Genomic DNA, 23,637 nt, shown 5'->3' with positions numbered 1-23,637 from the left:
GATGAACGCGGTATTCGAAACAGACGCGCCGCTCGCCGGCAAGGATGCGGACCGGGCTTTGCGCGATGCCTATCGCGCGACGGAATGGCGCATCATGCCCATTCTCTTCGTTCTTTGGCTGCTCGCGTGGGTCGATCGCGCGAACGTGGCCTTCGCCAAGCTGCAGATGCTGTCGGACCTGCACTTCAGTGAAACCGTGTACGGCCTCGGCGCGGGTTTGTTCTTTCTCGGCTACGTGGTGTTCGGCGTGCCGAGTTCGATGATCCAGCAACGCGTCGGCGCGCGCACGACCATATCGGCGATTGCGCTGGGCTGGGGCGTGACCAGCGTCGCGATGATGTTCGTTCACAACACGGCCACGTTCTATGTGCTGCGTTTTCTGCTCGGCGCGTTCGAGGCGGGCTTCTATCCAGGCGTGATTCTGTACATGAATCAGTGGTTCCCCTCGAAGCGGCGCACGCGCAACTTCAGCATCTTCCATTCCGCGGCGATCTGTTCGACCGTGGCGGTCGGCCTGACCGGCGGCTTCGTGCTGGAGCACATGAGCGGTCTTTTCAGCATCGCCGGGTGGCGATGGATGTTTCTGCTCCAGGCGGTGCCCACGGTGCTGATGGGATGCATCGCGTTCGCCGTGCTGACGGATGGACCGGGCAGTGCGCGATGGCTGTCGCCGCAGCAACGGCGTCTCGTGCAGGCCGATCTCGAACGCGATCGTGGCGACGCGCCTCCGGCTACCGATCGCGCCGGCTCGTTGCTCGCGAATCCGCTCGTGTGGATGCTGTCCGCCGCGTACTTCTGCATTCTGACGGCGAACTCGGCGCTCAGCTTTTTCATCCCGACGATCCTTCACGAAGCGGGTTTCGGCGGCTACAGCGCGATCGGCAATGCGATCGCGGCGATCTGCGTGCTCGGCGCGCTCGGCAACATCGCGCTCTCGACGTTTGCAAGCCGTTACCGCGATGTCCGGGGACATTGCGCGATCGCGTCGCTGATCAGCGTCGCAAGTCTGCTGGTGCTCGTTTTCGTGTGGCATAGCAGCCGGTCGGTCACGTTCGCCACGCTGGTGCTCGGGCTCGCCGGTACGGGCGCGGGCATCTCGCTGTTCTGGCAGATTCCGGGACGCTATCTGCACGGCAACGCGATGGCGCTCGGCGTGCCGTTCATCAGCTCGGTCGCGAATCTCGCTGGCTTCCTGACGCCCTGGCTCACGGGCTATGTACGCGACGTCTCCGGCAGCTATACAAGCGGATTCGTGACCGCCGCCGTGGTTCAGTCGCTTGCTGCGATCGTGCTCGTTGCCGGCGTGCCGATAGCCGCCCGCAGACGGAACATGCGCGCCGCGACGCGCGGACACGAACCCGCCTGATTCATCTAAAGGTCGTTCTTCGAAGGAACGACGCGATGAAAAATAATTAGACATGCGAATCAATGGAGACAGGAATGAAAAAGTCCATGCGGCTGGCGGGCGCACTCGTCGTGCTGACGCCGATGACCGCGTTCGCTCAAAGCAACGTCACGCTCTACGGACTCGTCGACGCGGGCATCAGCTACGCCAACAACGTCGCGCCGAAGGCCGGCGCTGTCGGCGGACGCAAGATTCAGGAGACGAGCGGCGTCGGTGTGCCATCGCGCTGGGGCTTGCGCGGCGTCGAGGAACTGGGCGGCGGGAGCACCGCGGTCTTCGTGCTGGAGAACGGCTTCAGCGTCGCGAACGGCACGATGCTGCAAGGCTCGCGTCTCTTCGGGCGTCAGGCCTACGTCGGTCTCGGCAACAAGCAACTGGGCACGGTCACGTTCGGGCGTCAATACGAATCCGTCGTGGACTTCGTCGGCCCGTTCGTGTCCGCGCGGCAGTGGGGCACGCAATACGGCGCGCATGTCGGCGATATCGACAATCTCTACACCACGTTTCGCATCAACAACGCGGTCAAGTATCAAAGCGCGACGCTGTGGGGCATCACGCTGGGCGGTCTCTACGCGTTCAGCAATCAGGCCGCTGGGCCGGGCGGGACGGGCTTCGCGAACAATCGCGCCTGGAGCGTCGGCGGCAGCTATACGCACGATGCATTCTCGTTCGGCGTCGGGCATTTTCATCTGAGCAACCCGTCGGCGGGCGGAACGGATGGCAGCAATACATCGGGCGCGGTGGTCGGGGACTATTCGAATCCCACGGCCATCTTTTATACGCGGCCGGTGACATCGCATGAAGTGACCGCGGTGGGCGCTGCCTATGCGTTCGGCGCGTTCACGCTGGGCGGCGCCTATACGTATGCGCACCTGAGCTATGCAGATCACACGAGCTTTTCGATGTCCAACTACGAGGCCAACGCGCGATACCGCTTCACGCCGGCGCTGGTAGCGGGCGTCGCGGCGATATACAGCATAGGCGACGTCGGCGGCGCGTCCTCGATCGCCAATATCAGCGACGGGCCGCATCCACACTGGCTGCAATTCAACGCCGGTCTGATCTATTCGCTGAGCAAGCGCACGGATGTCTACGGTGCTGTCGTGTATCAGAAGGCGTTGAACGGCGCCCTGACTGCCGCGATCGTGAATGTCGGTGGACCGAGCGGCACGAACTCGCGGTATCAGATTGCGACGACCGCTGGTGTACGGCACAGGTTTTGAAGGCACTGCAAAAGTCTGCGGCCGGATTGCAATTGCATCGGGCGATATCGTGCCGCGGGCGCTGACTACTCGCCTGACGCCGCCCCTTCGCCCTCCGACCACGGACTGAAACCGCTCTGCAGCACACTGCGCAACGAACTGCGCAATGCCTCGGCGCGCTTTTGTCCGAAGCTGTCTTCGAACTCCCGCTGAACCGCTTGCCACAGCGGAAACGCCATCCGGTAACGCGATAAACCTGCGCTCGTGATAACCACCTTTCTCACGCGCCGATCTTCTCCAGGCACCATTTCGAGCAGCCCGTCACGATCGAGCGGCTTCAGGTTTGCCGACAGGGTGGTGCGGTCCATCGCCATCGACTCCGCGAGCTCGCCGATGGTGAGCGGTCCATTGCGGGCGAGCCTGTACAGGATTGAGAATTGGGTCGACCGGAGGTTCGACGGGCTTAGAGCCTGATCGTATGCTGCCGTGAGATATCGCGCGGCCTGACGTGCCGCGAGGCAAGTGCAGGTTCCGTCGATGTTTTCTACTCGCTCTTTTCTCGATGCCATCTCGCGTTCGTTTCGTTTGAAGTCGATGTGATGCTTGCCATTGCATTTCGATTCATCATCATATGTGCATGTCAACGTATAGTAAACGCGGACGCATCATCCATGTGCGGGAGCATCCGGCGGGATCGGCGCTCGGTATCGGCCATGCGGCGCCCATTCGTCTCGAACGCGCGATGCGCGAACCGGTCGATGCGGGTTGACCCTAGATTTGCCCGCGTCATCGTTAGCTATAATCGCGCGGTCAGGCGCTGTGATCCAGCGTCGCGACAGGCAGGAAGGGTTACCCCCCATTCCCTGATCAACGCAATTGCCGTTCCCCACAGGAGACTGGCATGTCAGACCGACTCATCATTTTCGACACCACCTTGCGCGATGGAGAACAGTCGCCGGGTGCCTCGATGACCAAAGACGAAAAACTGCGCATCGCCCGGCAACTCGAGCGCATGCGCGTCGACGTGATCGAAGCAGGGTTCGCCGCGAGTTCCGAAGGCGACTTTGAGGCGATTCGTGCAATCGCCGGCGAAGTAAAGGACAGCATCGTCTGTTCCCTGGCGCGGGCGAACGAACGTGACATTTCGCGCGCCGCCGAGGCGCTGAAGCCGGCGAGCCGGTTCCGCATTCATACCTTCATCGCCACATCCGCGCTGCACATGGAAAAGAAGCTGCGCATGTCGCCCGATCAGGTCTATGAACAGGCGCGGCGCGCAGTGCGTCTCGCGCGCGGTCATACCGATGACGTCGAGTTCTCGCCGGAAGACGCGAGCCGCTCCAACCTCGACTTTCTCTGTCGCGTGATCGAAGGCGTGATCGACGAAGGGGCGACTACCATCAACGTCCCCGATACGGTCGGCTATGCCGTTCCGGATGGCTACGCTGCGTTGATCCGCGAACTTCGCGAACGCATCCCCAATTCCGACCGGGCGGTCTTTTCGGTCCACTGTCACGATGATCTCGGCCTGGCCGTGGCCAACTCGCTCGCGGCGGTCAAGTCGGGCGGGGCCAGGCAGATCGAATGTGCGATCAACGGTCTTGGCGAGCGGGCGGGCAATACGGCGCTCGAGGAAGTCGTGATGGCAGTCAGGACGCGACGGGATGTCTTCGGCCTCGATATGCGCGTTGACACCACTCAGATCGTCGAAGCCTCGCGGCTGGTTTCGGAGATCACAGGGTTCACGGTGCAACCTAACAAGGCGGTGGTCGGCGCCAATGCGTTCGCGCATGCATCGGGCATCCACCAGGACGGCGTGCTGAAAGCGCGCGACACTTACGAAATCATGCGCGCGGAAGACGTAGGCTGGAGCGCGAACAGGATCGTGCTCGGCAAACTGTCTGGCCGAAACGCATTCAGGCAGCGCTTGCAGGAGCTGGGAATCGAGATCGACAGGGAAGCCGAACTGAATGCCGCGTTCGTTCGCTTCAAGGCGCTCGCCGATCAGGAAGCTTCCGTGTCCGACGACGCACTCGTCGCCTTGTCGCGGCAGGGCAAGGTCGCGGATACGACCGGCGTGCAACACTGACGACGTGCGCCGGATGCAACGATGCGGTTCGACGAAGACATGCCTTCGAAAACGCCAGTTCCGGGAGACGAACGCCTCCGCGTTCGCTCTCCTTCCATTTCAATCCCTCGCGAGTCTGGTGGGACCCGTCCCGTCATTGGTCGCTTGAAAGTATGAAAACCGCTATGCCTACACAGTTTGCCGTTTCCCCGAGCGCGACGCCGACTCCGCACGATGAGATCGTCGCGAGCATTTCAAATCCCGTGTTCGGTAAGGTGTTCACCGATCACATGGCAACGATGCGCTGGACCAACACGCTTGGCTGGCACGATGCCAAGGTCGAGCCGCGCCGGCCGTTTCAGATCGATCCCGCTTGCGCGGTGTTGCACTATGCGCAGGAGATTTTCGAAGGCATGAAAGCGTACCGCGGCGAAGACGGCTCAATCTCGCTGTTCCGCCCGTTCGAAAATGCCAGGCGGTTTCGTGCGTCGGCCGCGCGTCTTGCCATGGCCGACCTCCCGGAAGCGCTCTTCGTCGATGCGGTGGAATCGCTCGTCAAGGTAGACCGGGACTGGGTGCCCGGTGGCGACAGCAGCCTCTATCTGCGTCCGTTCATGTTCGCGTCCGAAAGCTTCCTCGGTGTGCGCGCGTCTCACGAGTACGTGTTCTGCGTCATCGCCTGCCCGGTAGGTCCGTACTTCAAGGCTGGCAAGTCGTCGGTGACCGTCTGGGTATCCGACCAATACACTCGCGCGGCGCCGGGTGGAACGGGTTCGGCCAAATGCGGCGGGAATTATGCCGCCAGCCTGATCGCGCAGACCGAGGCGGCAGCCAAGGGTTGCGACCAGGTCGTTTTTCTCGATGCCGCCGAGCACAAATGGATCGAAGAGATGGGCGGGATGAATCTCTTCTTCGTCATGGACGATGGCTCGCTGACGACGCCGCCGCTGTCCGGCACGATTCTGCCGGGCATCACCAGGGCGTCGATCATCGAGCTTGCGAAGCGTGAAGGCATCGTGGTCAACGAAACGCCTTATGCATTCGATGCATGGCGTGCGGATGCCGCGAGCGGCCGTGTGCGGGAGGTATTCGCTTGCGGGACCGCTGCTGTCGTCACTGCGGTCGGCGAGGTTCGCCATGCCGCCGGAGAATTTAAGATTGGGGACGGGGGAGAAGGACCGGTGACGCAACGCATGCGCACGCAACTGACCGGCATCCAGCGCGGCAGGCTCGCCGATCCTCTCGAATGGGTGTATCGCATCGACTAAGGTCGGTTGGGTCTTAAGTCGCGCTCGTCCTCTTCGGCATGGGTGCGTGGCGTCATGCGTCGCGCACTCTACCCGCGAAGTTACCCGATAGCCAAAGCAGCATCCCGGTTGCGCGTGATCCACTCGCTGAAGAGCTTGACCTTCGGCTGATTCGCGACGCAATCCGGATAGACGAAGTAGTAGCGCGACCCCGTCTCGAGCACGGTGTCGAAGGGCATGACGAGCCGCCGGGCCGCCACGTCTTCGCTGACCAGCGTGCGGTCGCTGATCGCGACCCCGAAGCCCTGCATCGCGGCGTTCGTCGCCAGATCGAGCGTTTCGAATGTCGGACCGAGCGTCGCGTCGATCTCGCTCGCTCCCGCACGATCGAGCCACAGCTTCCAGTCGCGATGATCGCGCGTCGGATGCAGCAGCGCATGATGCGCCAGATCCGCCGCTGCGGCGAGCGGCCGTTCGCTGAGGAGATCAGGCGAGCACACGGGCGTGAGTTGCTCGTTGAAGAGCGGCACCGCGTGCACGTCCGCGCCGGGCGACGAGCCGTAGATGATCGCCGCATCGAACGATTCAATCTGAAAATCGACGTCGTGCTGCCAGGTCGTTGTGATCTGCAATTGCAGTTCGGGATGCTCGCTCTGAAAACGCATGATCCTCGGCAGCATCCAGCGCATTACGCATGTCGGCACTTTCAGCGCGAGATCGGTGCGCTGGCGCGTGAGACGCAGCGATACCTCCTCGATGCGCGCGAACCCCTCTCTCACCACGGGCAGCAGCACGTCGCCTTCAGCCGTCAGCGTCAGCCCCCTTGCGCCCCGCTTGAAGAGGGGAAAGCCGAAATACTCCTCCAGCGTGAGAATCTGTCGGCTGATCGCCCCTTGCGTGAGGCACAGATGCTCCGCCGCACGCGTGAAACTGCGGTGACGCGCGACCGTCTCGAAGATCTGTAGCGCATTGAGCGGAGGAAGTCGTCGCATGGGGCGTGTCTCCGATCATGGAAGGCATGTCACTCGAAACTATAGTAGCAAGTCCGACGCGACGTGACGGCGGTGTTAGTGGAGTATCTTGCCCAGGAATTCCTGCGCCCGTTCGGAGCGTGGATGCGCAAAGAACGCATCCTTGGCGTCGTCTTCGACGATGCGCCCGTGATCCATGAAGATCACCCGATGCGCGACCTTCCTCGCGAACCCCATCTCGTGCGTGACGCACATCATCGTCATGCCTTCCTGGGCCAGTTCGACCATGACGTCCAGCACTTCGTTGATCATCTCCGGATCGAGGGCGGAAGTCGGTTCGTCGAACAGCATCGCGACGGGGTCCATCGACAGCGCACGCGCGATCGCCACGCGTTGCTGCTGGCCGCCGGAAAGCTGTCCGGGATACTTGTCCGCGTGCGCGCGCAGGCCGACTCGCTGGAGCAGGCGCAGCGCCTTTTCGGATGCTTCGTCTTTCGAGCGACCCAGCACTTTCGTCTGCGCGAGCGTGAGGTTCTCCGTGATCGACATATGCGGAAACAGCTCGAAATGCTGAAACACCATCCCGACCTTCGCGCGCAGTTTCGACAGGTTGGTCCGCTTGTCGTGGACGGCCTCGCCGTTGATCGTAATGCTCCCGCTCTGGAACGGCTCGAGTCCGTTGACCGTCTTGATGAGGGTCGATTTGCCGGACCCGGACGGCCCGCAGACCACGACCACTTCGCCTTTACTGACCGTGGTGGTGCAATCGGCCAGAACCTGAAACTGGCCGTACCACTTCGACACGTTACCGATGGAAATCATGCGCAAACCCGTTTTGAAAGGACGTTGGACATCGAGTCGAACTTCAGCGATGCCTGCCGATCCGATACCGGCGTTCGAGCGCACGGGCATACCAGGTCAGCGGAAAGCACATCGCGAAGTACAGCAGCGCGACGAGGGCGTAGATCGGGAAAGGGCGAAACACCGCGTTCGTGATCATGGTCCCGGTCTTGGTCAGTTCCGTGAGCCCGATGATCGACGTGAGCGCCGTGCTTTTCACGACCTGCACGAGAAAGCCGACGGTAGGCGGCACGGCGATCTTCCATGCCTGCGGCCAGACGACATAACGCAACTGCTGCATCCATGTCATGCCGAGGCTCGCCGCCGCGCTCCATTGACCGCGCGGCACCGCCTCGACGCAGCCTCGCCAGATGTCGGAGAGATAAGCGCCCGTATACAGCGTGAGCGTGACCGTTGCCGCAGCCCACGGCGACACCTCGACGCCCAGCATCGGCAACCCGAAGAAGCCGAGGAAGAGCTGCATCAGGAGCGGCGTGCCCTGGAACACTTCGACATACAGCACCACGAACCTGCGCAGCCACGGCAAGGGCGAAACGCGCATGGCGAGCAGCACCAGCCCTGTGAGGCCGCCGCCGACGAACGCGATCAACGAAAGCAACAGCGTCCAGCGCGCGGCGAGCATCAGGTTGCGCGCGATATCCCATAGCGTGAACTCGATCATCGTGAACGCTCCTTCGGAAGGCCGGGATCTACCACGGCTGCACGCACGGAGAAGAGGCCGCGCAACCCGCGTCGAGGCGCAATCGTGACGCCGCGAGCGGCGCGCCCCGCGAACAGCCGCTTGCCGAGCCGGTTGATCAAGAGGCGCAGCACGATCGACAGCAGCAGATAGATCGCGGTGACGATCACGTAGCATTCGAACGAACGGAAGTTACGCGACTGAATGAAACTGGCGGCATGGGTCAGGTCCGGCACCGAGATCTGCGATACCACCGCGGAGCCGAGCATCACGATCAGCACCTGGCCGAGCAAAGCCGGAAATACGTTGGCGAGCGCCTGCGGCAACACGACGTGGCGAAAGACGTGCGGACCTCGCAAGCCGAGCGCCATCGCGGCCTGGACCTGTCCGCGCGGAATCGAGTCGATGCCCGCACGGACGATTTCCGTCGCATATGCACCGAGGTTCACTGTCATCGCGAGCACGGCGGCCTCGATTTCGCCGATGTGCACGCCGAGGCTCGGCAGCCCGAAGAACACGAAGAACAGCTGCACGAGAAACGGCGTGTTGCGAATGAGCTCGACATACGCGGCCACGACGGCACGAAGCGGCTTCGGCCCCGCCACGGCGATGCACGCTCCGCCGATGCCGACCAGACCGCCCAGGAGCGTCGATACGGCGGTGAGGCCGAGCGTGACCGCGATGCCATGCGCGAGCACGTCCACGTAGAGGCCGAAGTCGCTGAAATCGAACGTGTAGGTCATCGAAGCATCCTCGGCGTGCGATCGAACGAAAAGGCGAAGTGCATCACAGATCGGCCGGCAGCGGCGCGCGCAGCCACTTCTGCGAGATGGCGTTCATCGTGCCGTCCTTCTTCGCGGCGGCGATGGCCTCGTCCACCTTCTGCTTCAGACGCGGCTCGTTCTTGTTCAGGCCCACGTGATCGGGCGAGCTGAAGAGCGAAAACTTCTGCTCGGGATCGATCGACGGGTGACGGGCGATGATCGTCGCGCCCACGTCGTTACCGACCACGAGCAATTGGGTCTGTCCCGCGAGAAACGCGGAGATCGCGCCATTCGGGTCATCGAATCGCTTGATGGTCGCGGACGATGGCGCGACCTTGCTCACGCTCAGGTCTTCGAGCGTGCCGCGCGCCACCGCGATGCTCTTGCCGCCCAGATCGGCCGCGCTCTTCACGGCGAGCGACTTCGGACCGAATACGGCGAGGTTGTACGGCGCATAGGCTTGCGAGAAGTCGATCACCTTTTCGCGCTCCGGTGTCTTGCCGACCGAGAGCAGCATGTCGGCCTTATGGTCGACGAGGTACGCCATGCGGTTGTCGCCCGTGACCTGAATCAGTTCGACCTTCGCGTTGAGCGTCTTGCCGATCAGACTGGATACGTCGATGTCGTAGCCTTGCGGCTTCATGTCCGGCCCGATCGAGCCGAACGGCGGATAGTCCTCGAACACGCCGATCCGCACCACGCCGGATTTGCTGATCGAGTCGAGCGCATCGGCCTGCGCGAGCGGCGCGAATGCGCCGAGGCCCACGACGCCTGCGAAGGCGAGCGTAATGGACGCGCGCTTGAAGAAGCGCTGCACGGAAGTCGTCGTGTTCATAGGGTGTCTCCTGTGACTATGGTTTGGTCGGCGTGAATCAATGCGCGGTACGTGCCGCGATGAGCTTGCAGGCATGCGGCGGCAATTCCGCGAAGATGGGCATGCCAATCCGAAGATCCGGTGTTTCGCGCGGGGTCGTGGCTGCGGTGAGCGTGAAGCCGGCGCAATCGATGGTGGCTTCGAGCGACGAGCCGACATCCCGGATGAACGCCACTTTGCCGGCCAGCACGTTGGGTCCGGGATTGGCCGTGACCGCCCGCATCGATACGTCCTCGGGGCGAATCAGCAAGCGGACGTCATCGGTTGCGCCGCCTGCGCGCGGCGCGCCATCGACTGTGATCTGCTGGCCGTTTGGAAGCGCGATCCGGTTCGTGCCGTCGAGCGTGACGGGCAGGATGTTGCCGAGGCCGATGAAATCGGCGACGAATTCGCTGACGGGATTGCGATAGATATCGAGCGGCTTGCCGATCTGGGCGATGCGTCCTTTTTCCATCACGACGATTTCGTCGGCCATCGTCATGGCCTCGCGCTGGTCATGCGTCACCATGATCGTCGTGATGCCGAGACGTTGCTGCAGCAGACGGATTTCGACCTGCATCGCTTCGCGCAGCTTCGCATCGAGCGCGGAGAGCGGTTCGTCGAGCAACAGCAGCTTCGGCGACGACGCGATCGCCCGGGCGATCGCCACGCGCTGACGCTGTCCGCCCGAGAGCCGCGAGACCGGACGGTCCGCCATATGCGGCAACTGGATCAGTTCGAGCAGCTCGGCGACGCGCGCCGCCTGCGCGTCTTTCGCGACGCGGCGCAGCCGCAGCGGATAGGCGATGTTCTGCGCCACCGTCATGTGCGGAAACAGCGCGAGCGACTGGAACACCATGCCGAAATCGCGCTGGTTCGCCGGCACGTTCGTCAGATCGCGCCCGGCGAATGCCACGGTTCCGGACGTTGCCGTTTCGAGGCCCGCGATGATCCGCAACAGAGTCGTCTTGCCGCAGCCGGACGGTCCGAGAAAGCACACCAGCTTGCCGTCGGGCACGGCGAGATCGACGTGATCGACTGCGTACGCGGTGTGAAAGCGCTTCGTCACCGCCTGAAGTGTCAGATGAGTCATGAGGGTTCCCTCGTTAAAGCGCGACGCCTTCGTCGCCGACCAGCTTTTCGAGCAGCCAGATCAGGGCGAAATCGATGAGCACGATGACGACCGCGAACGAAAACACGGTCGGATCCAGCGACGACACGGTGCGGCTGTATAGCCAGACGGGCAGCGTCATCGTGTTGATGTCGTATAGAAAGAACGTCACCGTGAACTCGTTGAACGAGATGATGAAGGCGAACAGCATGCCGGCGAGAATGCCCGGACGCATGAGCGGCAGGACCACATCGACGATGGCGCGGCGCGGGCTTGCGCCCATCAGGCAGGCGGCTTCCTCGAACTCGGGGCCGATCGAGGCGACCGAGGCCGCGCAGTTCTTCACGGTGAACGGCAAGACGAGAATCACGTGCGCGATGATGAGCCGCAACAGGCCGAGTTCGACGGGCAGCACGTTGAACACGAGCAGCAGCGAAAGCCCGAGCATCACGAGCGGATAGACGAGCGGTAGCGCGACGAGCTGTTCGATCACCGCCTTGCCGCGAAAGCGGTAGCGCGAGAGCGCGTAGGCCGCGGGCACCGAGACCGCGGTGGCGATGATCATCGTCGAGACCGCGACGATGAGGCTCGTCGTCAGGGCGGTTCCCATCGAGAGCACATCGCTCGCGTCGGGCGACACGAACGTGTGCCACGCGGCCTGATACCAGCGCAGCCCGAAGCTCGGCGGCGGGAATTCGAGCGTATCCGAATTGCCGAACGACATCGTGATCATCGTGAGGATCGGCAAGGCTGCGAGAAACAGCACGGTCGTAGCCAGCAGGCTGGTTGCACGGCCCAGACGTCCGGGCATGACCGCGGCAAGGCGCAGGGTACTCATGAGCGGGATTCCTCCGTGCGTTGCATGCCGCGAACGAGCCGTTGAGAGACCGACATGACGACGAGCGTCGCCGCCATCAGCACCACGCCGGATGCCGACGCGGCCGGCCAGTTCAGAAGCGGCGCCACCTGATCGTGCACGAGCACGGCGAGCATGGGCACGCGCCGGCCGCCGAGCAGCAGCGGGACTGCAAATGCACTCGCGTTGTAGGCGAAGACGAGCAGGGCGCCGGAAACGAGGCCGGGCATCGCGAGCGGCAGGACGATGTGGCAGAGCGTCTGCCAGCGAGTCGCGCCGAGCGTGGCGGCCGCTTCCTCGTAAGCGCGCGAGATCGCGCGCATCGCGCTCGCGAGCGGCAGCACGGCGAGTGGAAACGCGGTCTGGATCAGGCCGAGCAGCACGCCGTTCTCGCGATAGAGCCACTGCACCGGCCGCTGCACGACGCCGGCCGCGAGCAGCGCATGATTGAGCAAGCCGGCCGGCCCGAGCATGACGAGCCAGCCGTAGCCCTGCAGCAGCAGGTTGACGAGCAAGGGCAGGAGCACGCCTGCGAGGAGCAGCCGGCGCGCGAGCCGCGACTCCGTGCGCGCCATGGCGAGCGCCACGGGAATCGCCAGCAGCACCGCGCAGACCATGCTTTGAAACGCGAGTTTCAGCGTGAGCCAGAGCGAGTGCAGGAAGTACGAATCGGCGAGGTCCGCGTAATTGCGCAGCGTGAGCGCATGCCACTCGTTCCCCGACACGCCGAAGCTCATGCGCAGCACCACGAGCGAGGCTGCGACGAGCACGGCGAGAAACGCCAGGATGGGCGCGAGCAGCACCCAGGGCGGCACCCTCGGCAGCGCGGGAGCAGGCGCCTGCCCGTGGGCGACGTCTGCCATCGCTGCCGTCCTGCGGCGGAAAAGAAGTGCGGACATGGGGCTCAGGCCGAGAAGAGTTCCGTATAGCGCTTGATCCAGGCGGGCTGCACCGCCGCCAGCGCCTTGTCGTCGTGCAGCACGGCGTTCTGCGCGATCTGCTGGGCCGACGGCACGAACGCACGGCTTTCGGCGGGAATCAGCGCCTTCGAATTCACCGGGCCGTTCAGCACGTCGGCGGCCATGCGGCCTTGCACGCCGGCATCGAGCGAATGGTTGATGAACGCGTGGATCAGGTCGATGTCGCCCGGATGCGCCTTCGGGATGACCGTGAACATCAACTGGGTCGCGAAGCCTTCCTTCATGCCGTACGTGACGGCCATCTTGTACTCGGGCTTGCGCAACTGGTTGGGGAAGAACGCCGGGGAGTAGATGCCGCCGATGTCCAGCGATCCGGTGCGAAACAGGTCGGCGACCTGATTCGGATTCTCTCCGAGCGTGAGCACCCGGTCCTTCAGTTGAGCGAGCTTCTTGAAACCGGGCTCGATGTTCTGCTGCGAGCCGCCGGCCATCTTCGCCGCGATGATCGCGAGATCGACCGCTTCGGCCCATTCCGGCGGCGGCAGGAAGATCCGGCCCGCGTACTTGGGATCCCACAGCGCCTCGTAGCTCGACGGCGCCGTCTTGACCGACGACGTGCTGTAAATAAGCCCATCCGACCACAGCAGGTAGCCGATGCCGAAGCCATTGGCGCCGGTCTGGTACTGCGGGGCGACATCCTTCAGGTTGGGAAGCCGGTTCAGATCGGGCTTCGTCAGCAGGCCGGCATCCGCGAGGCCCGACGCGCCCACGCCTGCGAGCGTGATCACGTCGTAGGTGGGCTTCTCGCCGGCCGCTTTCACTTTCGCCACCATGCCGGAGGTGCCGTCCGCGCGGTCGGCGATGACCTGCGCGCCGGTCTTCTGACTGAAGGTCGCGGCAATGTTGCGCAGGGCCGCCGCGCCCGTGTCGTCGGACCAGGTAAGCAGGCGCAGCGTCTTGCCGGCAAAGCTCTTTTCCTGCGCCCGCGCCGTGCTGATGAACGGCATCGGCAGGCTCGATGCAGCGAGCGCCATGCCGATGGTCTTGATGGCCTGCCTTCTGCCTCGTTTGATGTCCTGCATGGTTATCTCCTCGCTGAGCGTGCAGCAGTCGGTCGATGCGGTCGGTCGATCTGAAACGGCGTTGGTGAGAACACTCTAGGGATGCCAAATTTCGGCAACAATCGAAATCTCGGCATGGTTGCCATGAGCCGAGCGCATGGCTCGAGCTTAGAAAGACCGTTTAGACGGGACCCGTCGCGCTCAGGACCTGCTTGATTTCCTGGAAAGCCGCGAGCCCGAACGGCCCGAGTTCGCGGCCGATGCTGCTCTTCTTGTAGCCGCCCCACGAAGTCTGAGGAAAGATCAGTTGCGGTGCATTGATCCAGACGACGCCCGCCTGCAACGCCCCGGCGACCCGCTGGCCGCGCGCCGCGTCGCGCGTGACGATGGTGGCGACCAGCCCGAACTCGGTGTCGTTGGCCGCCGCGATCGCGTCGTCTTCCGTATCGAAAGCGCGCACGCACATCACGGGTCCGAAGATCTCTTCGCGCCAGATCGCACTGTTCGTGGGCACGTCGACGAACATCGTCGGCTGCACGAAATAGCCCGGCCCTTGCGGCGCCGAGCCCTCGACCACGAGACTCGATCCGTCCGCCTTGCCCCGCGCGATGAAACGCTGCACGCGTTCGTACTGCGCGAGGTTCGTGAGCGGCCCCATCTGCACGCCTGAGTCAAACGGATCGCCGACGACGGTTCGCGCCACCCGGTCGGCGAGGCGCGCGATCAGCGCCTCCGCGAGCGGCCGCTGGACGAGCACCCGCGACGTGGCCGAGCACATCTGTCCGGCATTGAAGAACGCGCCGCCCGTGACGAGATCGACGGCGAGATCCAGGTCGGCGTCCGCGAAAACGACGATCGACGACTTGCCGCCCAGTTCGAGGCTCACGCCCTTGATGGATTGCGCCGCCGCTTTCATGACCTGCTCGCCGACCGCCGTGCTGCCGGTGAACGACACCTTCGACACGAGCGGATGCGTCGTGAGCGCCGCGCCGACCTCCGTGCCGGTGCCCGTCACGACGTTGAATACGCCCGGCGGCAGACCCGCGCGCTCGACGATCGCGGCCAGTTCAAGCTCCGGCAAGGGCGTGAATTCGGAGGGCTTCAGCACGACCGTGCATCCCGCGGCGAGCGCGGGGGCGAGCTTCCACGCGGTCGTGACCATGGGAAAGTTCCACGGCACGATCAGGCCGACCACGCCCGCCGGTTCACGACGGATCACGGCGCGGTGATCGCTGCTCGAAATCGCGATCTCTTCTTCCGCTGCGTCCAGCGTTTCGGCGAGGCCCGCGTAGTAGTCGAAGGTCGCGACCACGTCGCCGACGTCGATGCGCGATTCGGCTATCGGCTTGCCGTTGTTGAGCGACTGAAGCGCGGCGAGTTGTTCGCCGTGCGCCTCCACGCCGCGCGCAATCTCCCGCAGAAAACCGGCGCGCTCCGCGCCCGATGTCTGTTTCCAGGCGCGAAATGCACGCGATGCCGCGCGCACGGCGCGATCGACATCGGCGGGGCCGCCGGCCTCCACTTCGACGATCGTTTCCTCAGTCGACGGATCGATGACGGGCAGCCGCTGCCTCGTCTCGGGCAAGCACCAGCAGCCATCGATGAAGAGCCGCGTGCGCAGCGGAAAGTCGAAAACGGGGCGTGCCTGCGCGCTCATGACGGCACCCGTGCAAACCAGTCGGCTTCGCGAACTTCGATCACGGTCGGAATCTCGCGCGATACCGCCTGCCGCAATTGCGCGTCGAGCGCCTGTGGATCGTCGACGCTCGCGGCCTCGCATCCGAAGGCTCTCGCCAGCGCCATGAAGTCGGGCGTGTAGATATCGACGCCAACGGGCGAGATATCGCGCTGGTCCATATATTTGCGGATCTCGCCGTAGCCGAAGTTGTTCCAGAGCAGCACGATCACGGGCACGCGCGCTTCCACTGCGCTCGCCAGTTCCGGCAGCGTGAACTGAAGGCCGCCGTCGCCGATCAGACACACGACGGGCCGCTCACGCGCGGCGAGCTTCGCGCCGATTGCGGCAGGCAGCCCGTATCCGAGCGTGCCGTAACCGGTCGACGAGTTGAACCATGAGCGCGGGGCCGCCGCATCGTGGAGGAAATTGCCCGCGTAGACGGGGCTCGTCGAATCGCCTGCAATGATGACGCCGGGCAGCGCGTGCACGATCGTGTCGATCAGGCGCTTCTGCGATCGCATCGCGGCGTCGCAGTTGGCGAAGATGGCGTCACGCACCGCCGTCACGCGCGCCGCGCCCCAGTCCGGCGATGCGGGAAGCACCTCTCGCTCGTGCAGTCGCGTCGACAGTGCGCTCAATGTCTCGCGCGAATCGCCGACGATAGCCACGTCCGGCCGGGCATTGCGCATGACCTGCTGGGCATCGATATCGATGCGGATGAGTTTTCCGTCTATCGCGAAGCCGCCATCGAAGAGCACGTCGTAGTCGGTCTCGCCCAGTTCGGTTCCGACCGCGAGCACGACGTCGGCTTCGCGAATCATCGCGCGGGTCGGCGGCAGCGATTGCGTCGAGCCGATGAGAAGCGGGTCCGCGCCCGGCAGAAGTCCTTTCGCGTTGGTGGTGAGCGCGACGGGCGCCTGAAGCCGCGCGGCGAGTTCGCGCAATTCGGCTGCGGCGTGCGCCGCGCCGCCGCCGGCGAGAATCAGCGGGCGGCGGGCATCGGCGAGCAGGTCCACGGCAGAAGCGAGCGCGGCGGGATGGGCGGCGGGCTTCGCCGCGCGCACGGCGGGCGCTGCCTTCATCGCGTTCGCGGGGGACACGATGACATCGAGCGGAATCTCGATATGCACGGGCCGCGGCCGCGCGCTCTCGAACACGGCGAACGCGCGCGCCAGCACCTGAGGCAACTCGGCGGCATCCAGCAAGGTGTGGGAGAACGCGGCGAGCCCATCGAATACTTCGCGCTGCGAAGGAAGTTCATGCAGACGTCCGTCTCCGTTGCCGAGGTGGCTGCGTGCATTGACGCTCGATATCACGAGCATCGGAATGGAGTCGGCATAGGCTTGCGCCATCGCGGTCGCGATGTTGGTCATGCCCGGCCCGGTGATGATGAAGCACACGCCGGGTTTGCCCGTGACACGCGCGTAGCCGTCGGCCATGAAGCCCGCGCCCTGTTCGTGACGAGGCGTCACGTGCCGGATCGACGAGTCCGCCAGCCCGCGATACAGCTCCACGGTGTGCACGCCCGGGATGCCGAAGACGTACTCGACGCCGTAGGTTTCGAGCAACGTGACGAGCGCTTCGCCACAGGTTCGAAGGCGTGCGCCCGCACGGCCGTTCGCCGCTCTTGCATTGCGTTCGTCGAAGTGCTTGCTGGATTCGCGAAGGTTCATCGGTCGTCGCATTCCTGGTTGGTTTGAGCCCGGACGCAGTCGGCTCTACGAGTCGACAGTGCGCACGGGTCGGGCATCGGTGGAATCATTCTCGATGCGGCCCGGTCGCGACGACAATCGAAAAGATCTCATGGGGCGCATGACTTCCCTGCATGAGGCAGTGAGGGCTCGAGCGGACGGATATCGTCGGAGATGGCGATCGAAGAGATCGCGCTGACGCGGCAGGCGCGCGTCGGGACGACGGAGCAGGGCGTTACCGGGAAGGCGCGGACTGGCCTCCGGTCATGTGGCGTTTCATTGCTCGTCGCACGCGCTGCGGCCGTGATCCGGGCCGTCCGGCAGGTCGGTATCGCCGAACATCTGGCGCACGAAATCGAGCAATGCGGGGTTCATCACGTCGCCGTGTCCGTCGATGATGCTCGAGTCCGCCTTGACGTTCCAGACGAGCGTCTGCGCGTTGACGACGCCGTCCTTCGCCTCGACGTCGAGCGTGGCGCCACCGCAGAACTTGCGTTGCCATGTCGATGGAGCCGGCCGTTGCGCATTCAGTCCCGCGATGAAGGCTTGCGACTGCGCCACTTCGAGCCGCTTGTTGTTCGTCACCGCCCGCGCGAGTTCGTCGTTGGTCATGCCGAGCAGCTTGTCGCCCGACGTCCAGCCATCGCAGACGGCGCTGTGCGCCGCCGATGCGTCCTGTGCCGGTCCGTGCAGCCGATGCGTGATATAGCCGTCGTCATGGCCCGGCGTCTGCTTGATGGCGGTCGCCTGCGCGTCGGAGGAAGTGGGGCGCTCGAAGAGCGTGTTCAGGAAGCGGCCAGCGGGAAAGGCGATACCGGTGGCGTCGTCGGTGGCGGACGTGATCGACATGAACATCGGCGCTACGTAGCACCGATGCTGCTGCCGGTTCGCCACGCGATAGAGCGCCTCGAACTGCGACGCCTCGAACGCCGGGTTCACGAGCACGATCATGTCCGCGACACGTCGGGTCCGTTGATCGAGACGCTCACCGAGGAAAGCGATCTCGCGGATTTGCCGCCCTTGCAGCAGAGCGCGTCGAACGAACGCACCGCCGAGGCTGAACGAGATACTGCTTGAGGTTGTCCATCAGCGCATCGATTTGCATTGCCGACTGATCGGGCGCGGCATCCGGCGACGCGGCGGTCTGGGGATGCAGCCAGCCCTGATCGTCGAACTCGACGAAATGCAGTTCGTATTTTCCGTCGACGATTTCCGGCGTGCGTCCGGCGCATTCGGGCGCGGTCTTGCCGTCGCGATCGGTGCGACATTGCTGGCTGTCGAGCCAGGGATTGACGACCTGGGTGCGATAGGCTTCGTGAGAGGCGCAGCCGCCGAGCATGATGGCCGCTAGAAACATGACGATCGCCGTGATTGCACGCACGGATCTGCTGGCAGCCATGATGGAATGACCTCGCTGATAATCCTCGCTTTCAGGAGAACGAACGCAGATCACTTCTTTTGAACCGATGCGTCGGCCCTACGCCTCCAGCTTGCTGCGCCCGTACAGCAGCAGCATCGCCGCGATCACCACGCCGTAGATGATCTGACGCCCCGCTTCCGGCATCTGCGCGACCGAGAGGATCGACTGCAGCAGCGTGATGAGGATCGCGCCAGCCACGGTGCCGAGGTACGACCCGCGACCGCCCAGAATCGACGTGCCGCCCAGCACGACCGCCGCGATGGCCGGCAACAGGTAGGCATCGCCCATCGACTGCGCGGCCTTCGACGCATAGCCCGCGAGCAGCACGCCGCCGAACGCCGCGAACGCGCTGCACACGGCGAAAGCGGCCACGGTCACGAGCCGCGTATCGATGCCCGAAAGGTACGCCGCGCGTTCGGTGTTGCCGATCGCGTACAGCGTGCGGCCAAAAGTCGTGCGCGACAGCAGGAACATCGTCGCGCCGCCGATCACGACCCACAGCGCGACCGCATTCGGCACGCCCGGCACGAGCCAGCCCGCCGCGAGCCATCGCATCACGTCCGGCGCGGAATCCTGCGGCGACGATCCCCCCGTGTAGACGATCATGATGCCCTGCGCGACTGCATTGGTCGCGAGCGTCGCGATCATCGACGGAATGCGCAGGAGCGCGACGAGAATGCCGTTGACGACGCCGATCAGCACGCCGCAACCAATCCCGACGGGAATCGCGAGGACGCGCCCCAGTTCGCCGTGCCCCGCGACGGCGCACGCCATCATCGCGCCGACCGTGATCGTCCACGGCAACGACAGGTCGATGTGGCCGAGCAGGATCACCATCATCAGTCCGGTCGCGATGATGCCGAGAAACGCGCCGACCTTCAGTTGCAGCAGGATGTACTCCGGCGACATGAAGCTGCGCGAATACATCCCGCCGACCAGCAGCAGCGCGACGATGCACGCGAACGCGATCACGATAGGCTTGTCGATCCGGCGTGCGAGCCTCGACACGAATGTGGTGCGTCCGTTCGCGGAAACGTCGCTCATTGGAACCACTCCAGGCGGTTGCGCACCCGGAACAGTCCACACGCGCCGATCGAGACGGCGAGCAGAAGAATCACGCCCTGGAAGAGCGGCTGCCACAGCGCATCGACGTTGAACACGAAGAGCAGGTCGCCGATCGAGCGGAACGCGAATGCGCCGAAGACCGCGCCGATCGCGCTGCCCCTGCCGCCCAGCAGCGACACGCCGCCGATGACCACGGCGGCGATCGAAAACAGCGTGTACGAGTTGGCGCTGCCGAGGCTGGCTTCGCCGGTGTCCGTGAAGAACGTCAGAAAGAGGCCGCCGATCGCGGCGAGCAGGCCGGCGAGCGTATAGCTCATGAACTTCGCGCGGCGGATCGGCATGCCCGAGAGAAAGGCCGCGGGTTCGGACGAGCCGGTTGCATAAGCCGCGCGCCCGATCGCGGAGCGCTTGAAGGGAATCCAGACGATCACCACGGCCGCGAGCAGAATCAACAGGCTTGCCGGCACGACGCCGGCGACCTTGCCGGTCAGTACGTCGGCGAGGTCTTCGTTGATCGCGCCGCCGGGAACCGGGCGAAGCAGCAGCGCCAGTCCGTAGTACACCGCGCCCGTTGCGATCGTCGTCACGATGGGTTGCAAGCGCCCGAAAATGATGATGACGCCGTTGAGCGCGCCGCACAGCGCGCCCGCCGCGAGCACACCGGCAATGCCGAGCGCGCTGTGCAGCGCGCCGCCCGTGACGATCCACGATCCCAGGCAATTGGTCAGCACGAGCATCATCCCGATCGACAGGTCGATGCCCGCCGTCAGTACGACGAGCGCCTGGCCCATCGACACCAGCGCGAGCAGTACCGCCTTGTTCGCCGCCGTCTGAAACACATTCGCCGACAACGTCGACGGATAGTTGAAGAGGTAGATCGCGAACATCAGCACGAACAGGGCGAACGCGAACGCCGACCCGCGATTTTCCGCGTACCAGTAGCGCAATCCGCTCATGGCGCGACTCCTTTGGAAAGCGCAACCTGTCCGACGGGCAGGTCCAGCGCACTGGCGATGAGATTCTGCTCGGTGATCGCCGCCCCGGCGAGCTCCTTCTTGATCCTGCCTTCGTACAGCACGAGGACGCGATCGCAGCAGCCGATCAGCTCGTCATAGTCGGTCGAATAGAACACGATTGCTGCGCCCTCGTCGGCGAGCCGCCTGAGCAACTGATAGATCTCCTGCTTGGTGCCGACGTCGATGCCGCGCGTCGGGTCGCAGAGCAGCAGGATGCGCGGCTGCCGGACCAGCCACTTCGCGATGACGACCTTTTGCTGGTTGCCGCCCGAGAGCGAGCCCACGGCCGCGTCGGTGCTGAACGACTTGATCGCGAGGAGCGCCATCATCCGGTCGACGAACGACTGCTGGCGGTCGCGATCGATCACGCCCGCGGTGGACATGCGATCGAGCGCGGCGAACGACAGGTTCTCGCGCACCGACATCGGCAGCATCAGGCCTTCGGTCTTGCGGTCCTCCGGAATCAGCGCCATGCCGATGCGATTGGCGCGGGCGGCCACGGGGCTCCCGATCGACACTGCCTTGCCGTCGATCTCGATCACCCCCGTGCAACCGCGCAGCACGCCGAACAGCGCGAGCAGCAGTTCGCGCTGGCCTTGTCCGTCGAGGCCGCCCAGCCCGAGGATTTCGCCGGGCCTCACCGAAAAGCTGACGCCGCGCAATGTGTCGTTCCACGCGAGGTCGCGGCAGGCGAGAACCGCTTCGGCGGCGCCGCGTTCGCCGGGCTCGTTCGTGGGCTTGGCGGGAAACACATGCTGATACTTGCGGCCGATCATCATCTCGACGACCTCGTTGTCGGAGCGCGTGCCCGCCTCGAAGCTCATCACGTGACGACCGTTCCGGTAGACGGTGCATTCGTCCGCGAGCGCTTTCACCTCGTGCATCCGGTGCGAGATGAAGAGCAGCGCGAGCCCTTCGTCGCGCAGGCGCTTGAGCACGTCGATGACGCGCGCCACGTCGGCCGCGGTCAGCGCCGACGTGGCTTCGTCGAGAATCAGGATGCGCGGCTCGTGCGCCAGTCCCTTCGCGAGTTCGACCATCTGCTGGCGCGACAGCGGCAGATCGCGGACTTTCGTGAGCGGATTGATGTCGGCCGCGCCGGCGCGGGCGAGCGCGGCCTCGGCCTGGCGACGCTGCACCCGGCGATCGATCATGCCGAAGCGCCGTGGCGGATTCGCGGCGAAGATGTTGTCCGCCACGCTCAGGTCGGGGATCAGCGACAGCTCCTGATACACGCAGACGATGCCCGCCGCGTTCGCCGCGGCGGGCGACGCGAACGAGACTTCACGGCCGTCGAGGTGCATCATGCCTTCGTCCGGCTGCACGACGCCGGACATCACCTTCAGCAGCGTGGACTTGCCCGCGCCATTCTCGCCGAGGACCGCGTGGATGCGTCCCCTGCGCACCGCCAGTTCCGCGTGATCCAGCGCGACGGCGCCGCCGTAGCTTTTCGACACGCCGGACATCTGAAAGAACGGCCGCTCTGCGTCGTCCCGCATGCTTCGTCTCCCGTCACGTCGCCGCCATCATCCGCTTACTGGTTGCCCTGGCTCTGCTTCATGATTTCCTGCGCGGAGAAGTTGATGCCGCAGGTCGGAAACGAGTTGCCGACAAAGAAGTTGTCGGATTCGTTCGGGAAGTAGTTGACGCCCGCCTTCAGCTTCGCGTCGTCGGTGATGTCGAGGGGCAGTTTGATCGCCACGGGAATCGTCTGACCGTCGAGTGCCGAGAGCGCGGTCTTGATCGCCACGGCCACCTGCGCGGGACCGCTGCCCGCCGATGTGCATTTCAGGCCCTGGCTGCCGTACTGCGCGCAGAACTTGCGAAAGCCGTTTTCCGTCTCGCCGCCGAACGGCACGAACGGATGCTTCGCGTCGATCATCGCGCGCACGACACCGGTGTCGCCACCCTGCGCCGAAATGCCGTCGAAATGGCCTTGCACCGCGATGGCGTCCGCGGCGGCCTTCTGCGCGACGCCGTCGTCCCATTTGCCGTAGACCTGCACGACGTTCCACTTCTTGCCGGTCTCGTCGAGCGTTTTCAGGAAACCGTTGTGCCGGTCCGTATCCACCGACGTGCCCGCCACGCCGCGAACCTCCAGCACCTTGCCGCCGTTCGGCACATGGGTCGCGAGCCACTTGGCCCACAGCACGCCGAGCCCGTACTGATCGACGTCGACGTTGATCGCGTCTTCGCTGTCGAGCGTGTTGTCGAACGCGATCAGCACGACGCCGGCTTTCTTCGCGCGGCGGATCGCCGGGCCGAACGAGGAGGGATTCTGCGCATCGACGATGATCGCGTCGTAGCCCGCATCGATGAAGTTGTTGACGGCCGAGATCTGCGCCGGGACGTCCTCGCCGGTCGAGACGACCTTGAATTCCTTGAGCTTCGCGGCGACCGCCGGTTGCGCGGTGTAGGCCTTGGCCGTCTTGATCATCTGGATGCGCCAGGTGTTGGCGATATAGCCGTTCACGAGCGCGATGCGGTACGGGCCGTTCTTCTTCGGATACTTGACGAACTTCGTGTCGCTCTTCCAGGGAACCATGCATGCGGGATCGCTGGATGGACCGGAAACGATCGAAGCCTGCGCGAAAGCCGCACTCGTGCACAACGCCAATGCCGCGCTCGCCGTCACTCTGAGCACCTGGATTCCTGGACGCATGTTGTCTCCTTGTTGTTGGATTCAATCTATCGACTGCGGGCGCGCATGGCTCGTCGTGGATTGGCGACACGGTGCGCGGGAAGCACGGAATCTTGCGGATTTGCCAGGCG

The 23,637-nt window shown here is 64.4% G+C and carries 22 protein-coding genes and 1 pseudogene; 5 read left to right on the top strand and 18 right to left on the bottom strand.

Annotation, left to right across the window (positions count from 1 at the left end):
- Position 1 precedes the first annotated feature (1 nt).
- Positions 2 to 1,366 (top strand): MFS transporter, encoded by a 1,365-nt coding sequence (locus ACEN42_RS34710; RefSeq protein ID WP_238287366.1) that lies wholly within the window; start codon positions 2 to 4, stop codon positions 1,364 to 1,366.
- Between the two features lie 74 nt (positions 1,367 to 1,440).
- A complete protein-coding gene (locus ACEN42_RS34705) occupies positions 1,441 to 2,628 on the top strand; it encodes a porin (RefSeq protein ID WP_371883124.1) in 1,188 nt (395 codons plus the stop codon).
- A 65-nt stretch (positions 2,629 to 2,693) separates the two neighbouring features.
- Here ACEN42_RS34705 and ACEN42_RS34700 read toward each other — a convergent pair whose 3' ends face one another.
- A complete protein-coding gene (locus ACEN42_RS34700; RefSeq protein WP_371883123.1) occupies positions 2,694 to 3,176 on the bottom strand; it encodes a MarR family winged helix-turn-helix transcriptional regulator in 483 nt (160 codons plus the stop codon).
- Between the two features lie 68 nt (positions 3,177 to 3,244).
- On the opposite strand from ACEN42_RS34700, the gene ACEN42_RS34695 reads away from it, so the two are divergent.
- The 3 genes and pseudogenes from ACEN42_RS34695 (at position 3,245) to ACEN42_RS34685 (ending at position 5,940) form a co-directional block, all read left to right on the top strand.
- On the top strand, positions 3,245 to 3,376 hold the full coding sequence (locus tag ACEN42_RS34695; protein WP_371883122.1) for a hypothetical protein: 132 nt from the start codon (positions 3,245 to 3,247) through the stop codon (positions 3,374 to 3,376).
- 132 nt (positions 3,377 to 3,508) lie between these two features.
- Positions 3,509 to 4,657: pseudogene (locus ACEN42_RS34690) on the top strand (2-isopropylmalate synthase); the annotation flags it as partial.
- A 188-nt stretch (positions 4,658 to 4,845) separates the two neighbouring features.
- Positions 4,846 to 5,940, top strand: a complete 1,095-nt coding sequence (locus ACEN42_RS34685) for a branched-chain amino acid aminotransferase (protein ID WP_371883121.1) — start codon at positions 4,846 to 4,848, stop codon at positions 5,938 to 5,940.
- 80 nt (positions 5,941 to 6,020) lie between these two features.
- On the opposite strand, the gene ACEN42_RS34680 is transcribed toward ACEN42_RS34685, so the two are convergent.
- From ACEN42_RS34680 to ACEN42_RS34600, 17 genes are all read right to left on the bottom strand, one after another.
- Positions 6,021 to 6,911: a LysR substrate-binding domain-containing protein gene (locus ACEN42_RS34680; RefSeq protein ID WP_238213041.1), complete on the bottom strand. Its 891-nt coding sequence runs from the start codon at positions 6,909 to 6,911 to the stop codon at positions 6,021 to 6,023.
- A gap of 75 nt (positions 6,912 to 6,986) precedes the next feature.
- A complete protein-coding gene (locus tag ACEN42_RS34675) occupies positions 6,987 to 7,712 on the bottom strand; it encodes an amino acid ABC transporter ATP-binding protein (protein ID WP_371883120.1) in 726 nt (241 codons plus the stop codon).
- 43 nt (positions 7,713 to 7,755) lie between these two features.
- Positions 7,756 to 8,412: an amino acid ABC transporter permease gene (locus ACEN42_RS34670; RefSeq protein WP_371883119.1), complete on the bottom strand. Its 657-nt coding sequence runs from the start codon at positions 8,410 to 8,412 to the stop codon at positions 7,756 to 7,758.
- Positions 8,409 to 9,173 carry an amino acid ABC transporter permease gene (locus ACEN42_RS34665; protein ID WP_238287378.1) on the bottom strand — a complete coding sequence of 255 codons (765 nt, stop codon included), beginning with the start codon at positions 9,171 to 9,173 and terminating at the stop codon, positions 8,409 to 8,411. The genes ACEN42_RS34670 and ACEN42_RS34665 overlap by 4 nt, the downstream gene beginning before the upstream one ends.
- Positions 9,174 to 9,216: 43 nt before the next feature.
- Positions 9,217 to 10,029 carry a transporter substrate-binding domain-containing protein gene (locus ACEN42_RS34660; protein ID WP_371883118.1) on the bottom strand — a complete coding sequence of 271 codons (813 nt, stop codon included), beginning with the start codon at positions 10,027 to 10,029 and terminating at the stop codon, positions 9,217 to 9,219.
- 37 nt (positions 10,030 to 10,066) lie between these two features.
- Positions 10,067 to 11,140: an ABC transporter ATP-binding protein gene (locus ACEN42_RS34655; protein ID WP_371883117.1), complete on the bottom strand. Its 1,074-nt coding sequence runs from the start codon at positions 11,138 to 11,140 to the stop codon at positions 10,067 to 10,069.
- Positions 11,141 to 11,153: 13 nt separating this feature from the next.
- Entirely contained in the window at positions 11,154 to 11,996 is an 843-nt protein-coding gene (locus tag ACEN42_RS34650; RefSeq protein ID WP_250487663.1) for an ABC transporter permease, read from the bottom strand.
- Positions 11,993 to 12,913, bottom strand: a complete 921-nt coding sequence (locus ACEN42_RS34645) for an ABC transporter permease (RefSeq protein ID WP_035498339.1) — start codon at positions 12,911 to 12,913, stop codon at positions 11,993 to 11,995. Before ACEN42_RS34645 ends, ACEN42_RS34650 begins: the two co-directional genes overlap by 4 nt.
- A 5-nt stretch (positions 12,914 to 12,918) precedes the next feature.
- On the bottom strand, positions 12,919 to 14,016 hold the full coding sequence (locus tag ACEN42_RS34640) for a PotD/PotF family extracellular solute-binding protein (RefSeq protein ID WP_187603259.1): 1,098 nt from the start codon (positions 14,014 to 14,016) through the stop codon (positions 12,919 to 12,921).
- Between the two features lie 160 nt (positions 14,017 to 14,176).
- Positions 14,177 to 15,652: an aldehyde dehydrogenase family protein gene (locus tag ACEN42_RS34635; protein ID WP_371883116.1), complete on the bottom strand. Its 1,476-nt coding sequence runs from the start codon at positions 15,650 to 15,652 to the stop codon at positions 14,177 to 14,179.
- Positions 15,649 to 17,346 (bottom strand): 5-guanidino-2-oxopentanoate decarboxylase, encoded by a 1,698-nt coding sequence (locus tag ACEN42_RS34630; protein WP_371883115.1) that lies wholly within the window; start codon positions 17,344 to 17,346, stop codon positions 15,649 to 15,651. Before ACEN42_RS34630 ends, ACEN42_RS34635 begins: the two co-directional genes overlap by 4 nt.
- A gap of 294 nt (positions 17,347 to 17,640) precedes the next feature.
- The gene (locus ACEN42_RS34625; RefSeq protein WP_371883114.1) at positions 17,641 to 18,315 is read right to left on the bottom strand and encodes a hypothetical protein; all 675 of its coding nucleotides are present in this window, start codon (positions 18,313 to 18,315) and stop codon (positions 17,641 to 17,643) included.
- Between the two features lie 34 nt (positions 18,316 to 18,349).
- The gene (locus tag ACEN42_RS34620; RefSeq protein ID WP_371883113.1) at positions 18,350 to 18,763 is read right to left on the bottom strand and encodes a hypothetical protein; all 414 of its coding nucleotides are present in this window, start codon (positions 18,761 to 18,763) and stop codon (positions 18,350 to 18,352) included.
- 78 nt (positions 18,764 to 18,841) lie between these two features.
- Positions 18,842 to 19,828: an ABC transporter permease gene (locus ACEN42_RS34615; RefSeq protein ID WP_371883112.1), complete on the bottom strand. Its 987-nt coding sequence runs from the start codon at positions 19,826 to 19,828 to the stop codon at positions 18,842 to 18,844.
- Positions 19,825 to 20,805 (bottom strand): ABC transporter permease, encoded by a 981-nt coding sequence (locus ACEN42_RS34610; RefSeq protein ID WP_371883111.1) that lies wholly within the window; start codon positions 20,803 to 20,805, stop codon positions 19,825 to 19,827. The genes ACEN42_RS34615 and ACEN42_RS34610 overlap by 4 nt, the downstream gene beginning before the upstream one ends.
- On the bottom strand, positions 20,802 to 22,364 hold the full coding sequence (locus ACEN42_RS34605; RefSeq protein WP_371883110.1) for a sugar ABC transporter ATP-binding protein: 1,563 nt from the start codon (positions 22,362 to 22,364) through the stop codon (positions 20,802 to 20,804). Before ACEN42_RS34605 ends, ACEN42_RS34610 begins: the two co-directional genes overlap by 4 nt.
- 35 nt (positions 22,365 to 22,399) lie before the next feature.
- A complete protein-coding gene (locus ACEN42_RS34600) occupies positions 22,400 to 23,527 on the bottom strand; it encodes a sugar ABC transporter substrate-binding protein (protein WP_187603266.1) in 1,128 nt (375 codons plus the stop codon).
- Between the last annotated feature and the right edge of the window lie 110 nt (positions 23,528 to 23,637).

It is taken from the genome of Caballeronia sp. S22, from assembly GCF_964261745.1.
Lineage (GTDB): Bacteria > Pseudomonadota > Gammaproteobacteria > Burkholderiales > Burkholderiaceae > Caballeronia > Caballeronia jiangsuensis.
The sequence above is the reverse complement of the archived record's forward strand: the minus strand, read 5'-3'. Positions and strand labels throughout refer to the sequence as shown.

Excerpts from the sequence above, each read along its gene's own strand:
- ACEN42_RS34630 (WP_371883115.1), bottom strand. The coding sequence starts at position 17,346 with ATGAACCTTCGCGAATCCAGCAAGCACTTCGACGAACGCAATGCAAGA.
- ACEN42_RS34665 (WP_238287378.1), bottom strand. The coding sequence starts at position 9,173 with ATGACCTACACGTTCGATTTCAGCGACTTCGGCCTCTACGTGGACGTG.
- ACEN42_RS34710 (WP_238287366.1), top strand. The coding sequence starts at position 2 with ATGAACGCGGTATTCGAAACAGACGCGCCGCTCGCCGGCAAGGATGCG.
- ACEN42_RS34650 (WP_250487663.1), bottom strand. The coding sequence starts at position 11,996 with ATGAGTACCCTGCGCCTTGCCGCGGTCATGCCCGGACGTCTGGGCCGT.
- ACEN42_RS34615 (WP_371883112.1), bottom strand. The coding sequence starts at position 19,828 with ATGAGCGACGTTTCCGCGAACGGACGCACCACATTCGTGTCGAGGCTC.
- ACEN42_RS34610 (WP_371883111.1), bottom strand. The coding sequence starts at position 20,805 with ATGAGCGGATTGCGCTACTGGTACGCGGAAAATCGCGGGTCGGCGTTC.
- ACEN42_RS34685 (WP_371883121.1), top strand. The coding sequence starts at position 4,846 with ATGAAAACCGCTATGCCTACACAGTTTGCCGTTTCCCCGAGCGCGACG.
- ACEN42_RS34600 (WP_187603266.1), bottom strand. The coding sequence starts at position 23,527 with ATGCGTCCAGGAATCCAGGTGCTCAGAGTGACGGCGAGCGCGGCATTG.
- ACEN42_RS34605 (WP_371883110.1), bottom strand. The coding sequence starts at position 22,364 with ATGCGGGACGACGCAGAGCGGCCGTTCTTTCAGATGTCCGGCGTGTCG.
- ACEN42_RS34655 (WP_371883117.1), bottom strand. The coding sequence starts at position 11,140 with ATGACTCATCTGACACTTCAGGCGGTGACGAAGCGCTTTCACACCGCG.
- ACEN42_RS34620 (WP_371883113.1), bottom strand. The coding sequence starts at position 18,763 with ATGGCTGCCAGCAGATCCGTGCGTGCAATCACGGCGATCGTCATGTTT.
- ACEN42_RS34625 (WP_371883114.1), bottom strand. The coding sequence starts at position 18,315 with ATGATCGTGCTCGTGAACCCGGCGTTCGAGGCGTCGCAGTTCGAGGCG.
- ACEN42_RS34635 (WP_371883116.1), bottom strand. The coding sequence starts at position 15,652 with ATGAGCGCGCAGGCACGCCCCGTTTTCGACTTTCCGCTGCGCACGCGG.
- ACEN42_RS34640 (WP_187603259.1), bottom strand. The coding sequence starts at position 14,016 with ATGCAGGACATCAAACGAGGCAGAAGGCAGGCCATCAAGACCATCGGC.
- ACEN42_RS34670 (WP_371883119.1), bottom strand. The coding sequence starts at position 8,412 with ATGATCGAGTTCACGCTATGGGATATCGCGCGCAACCTGATGCTCGCC.
- ACEN42_RS34645 (WP_035498339.1), bottom strand. The coding sequence starts at position 12,913 with ATGTCCGCACTTCTTTTCCGCCGCAGGACGGCAGCGATGGCAGACGTC.
- ACEN42_RS34660 (WP_371883118.1), bottom strand. The coding sequence starts at position 10,029 with ATGAACACGACGACTTCCGTGCAGCGCTTCTTCAAGCGCGCGTCCATT.
- ACEN42_RS34680 (WP_238213041.1), bottom strand. The coding sequence starts at position 6,911 with ATGCGACGACTTCCTCCGCTCAATGCGCTACAGATCTTCGAGACGGTC.
- ACEN42_RS34695 (WP_371883122.1), top strand. The coding sequence starts at position 3,245 with ATGTCAACGTATAGTAAACGCGGACGCATCATCCATGTGCGGGAGCAT.
- ACEN42_RS34700 (WP_371883123.1), bottom strand. The coding sequence starts at position 3,176 with ATGGCATCGAGAAAAGAGCGAGTAGAAAACATCGACGGAACCTGCACT.
- ACEN42_RS34705 (WP_371883124.1), top strand. The coding sequence starts at position 1,441 with ATGAAAAAGTCCATGCGGCTGGCGGGCGCACTCGTCGTGCTGACGCCG.
- ACEN42_RS34675 (WP_371883120.1), bottom strand. The coding sequence starts at position 7,712 with ATGATTTCCATCGGTAACGTGTCGAAGTGGTACGGCCAGTTTCAGGTT.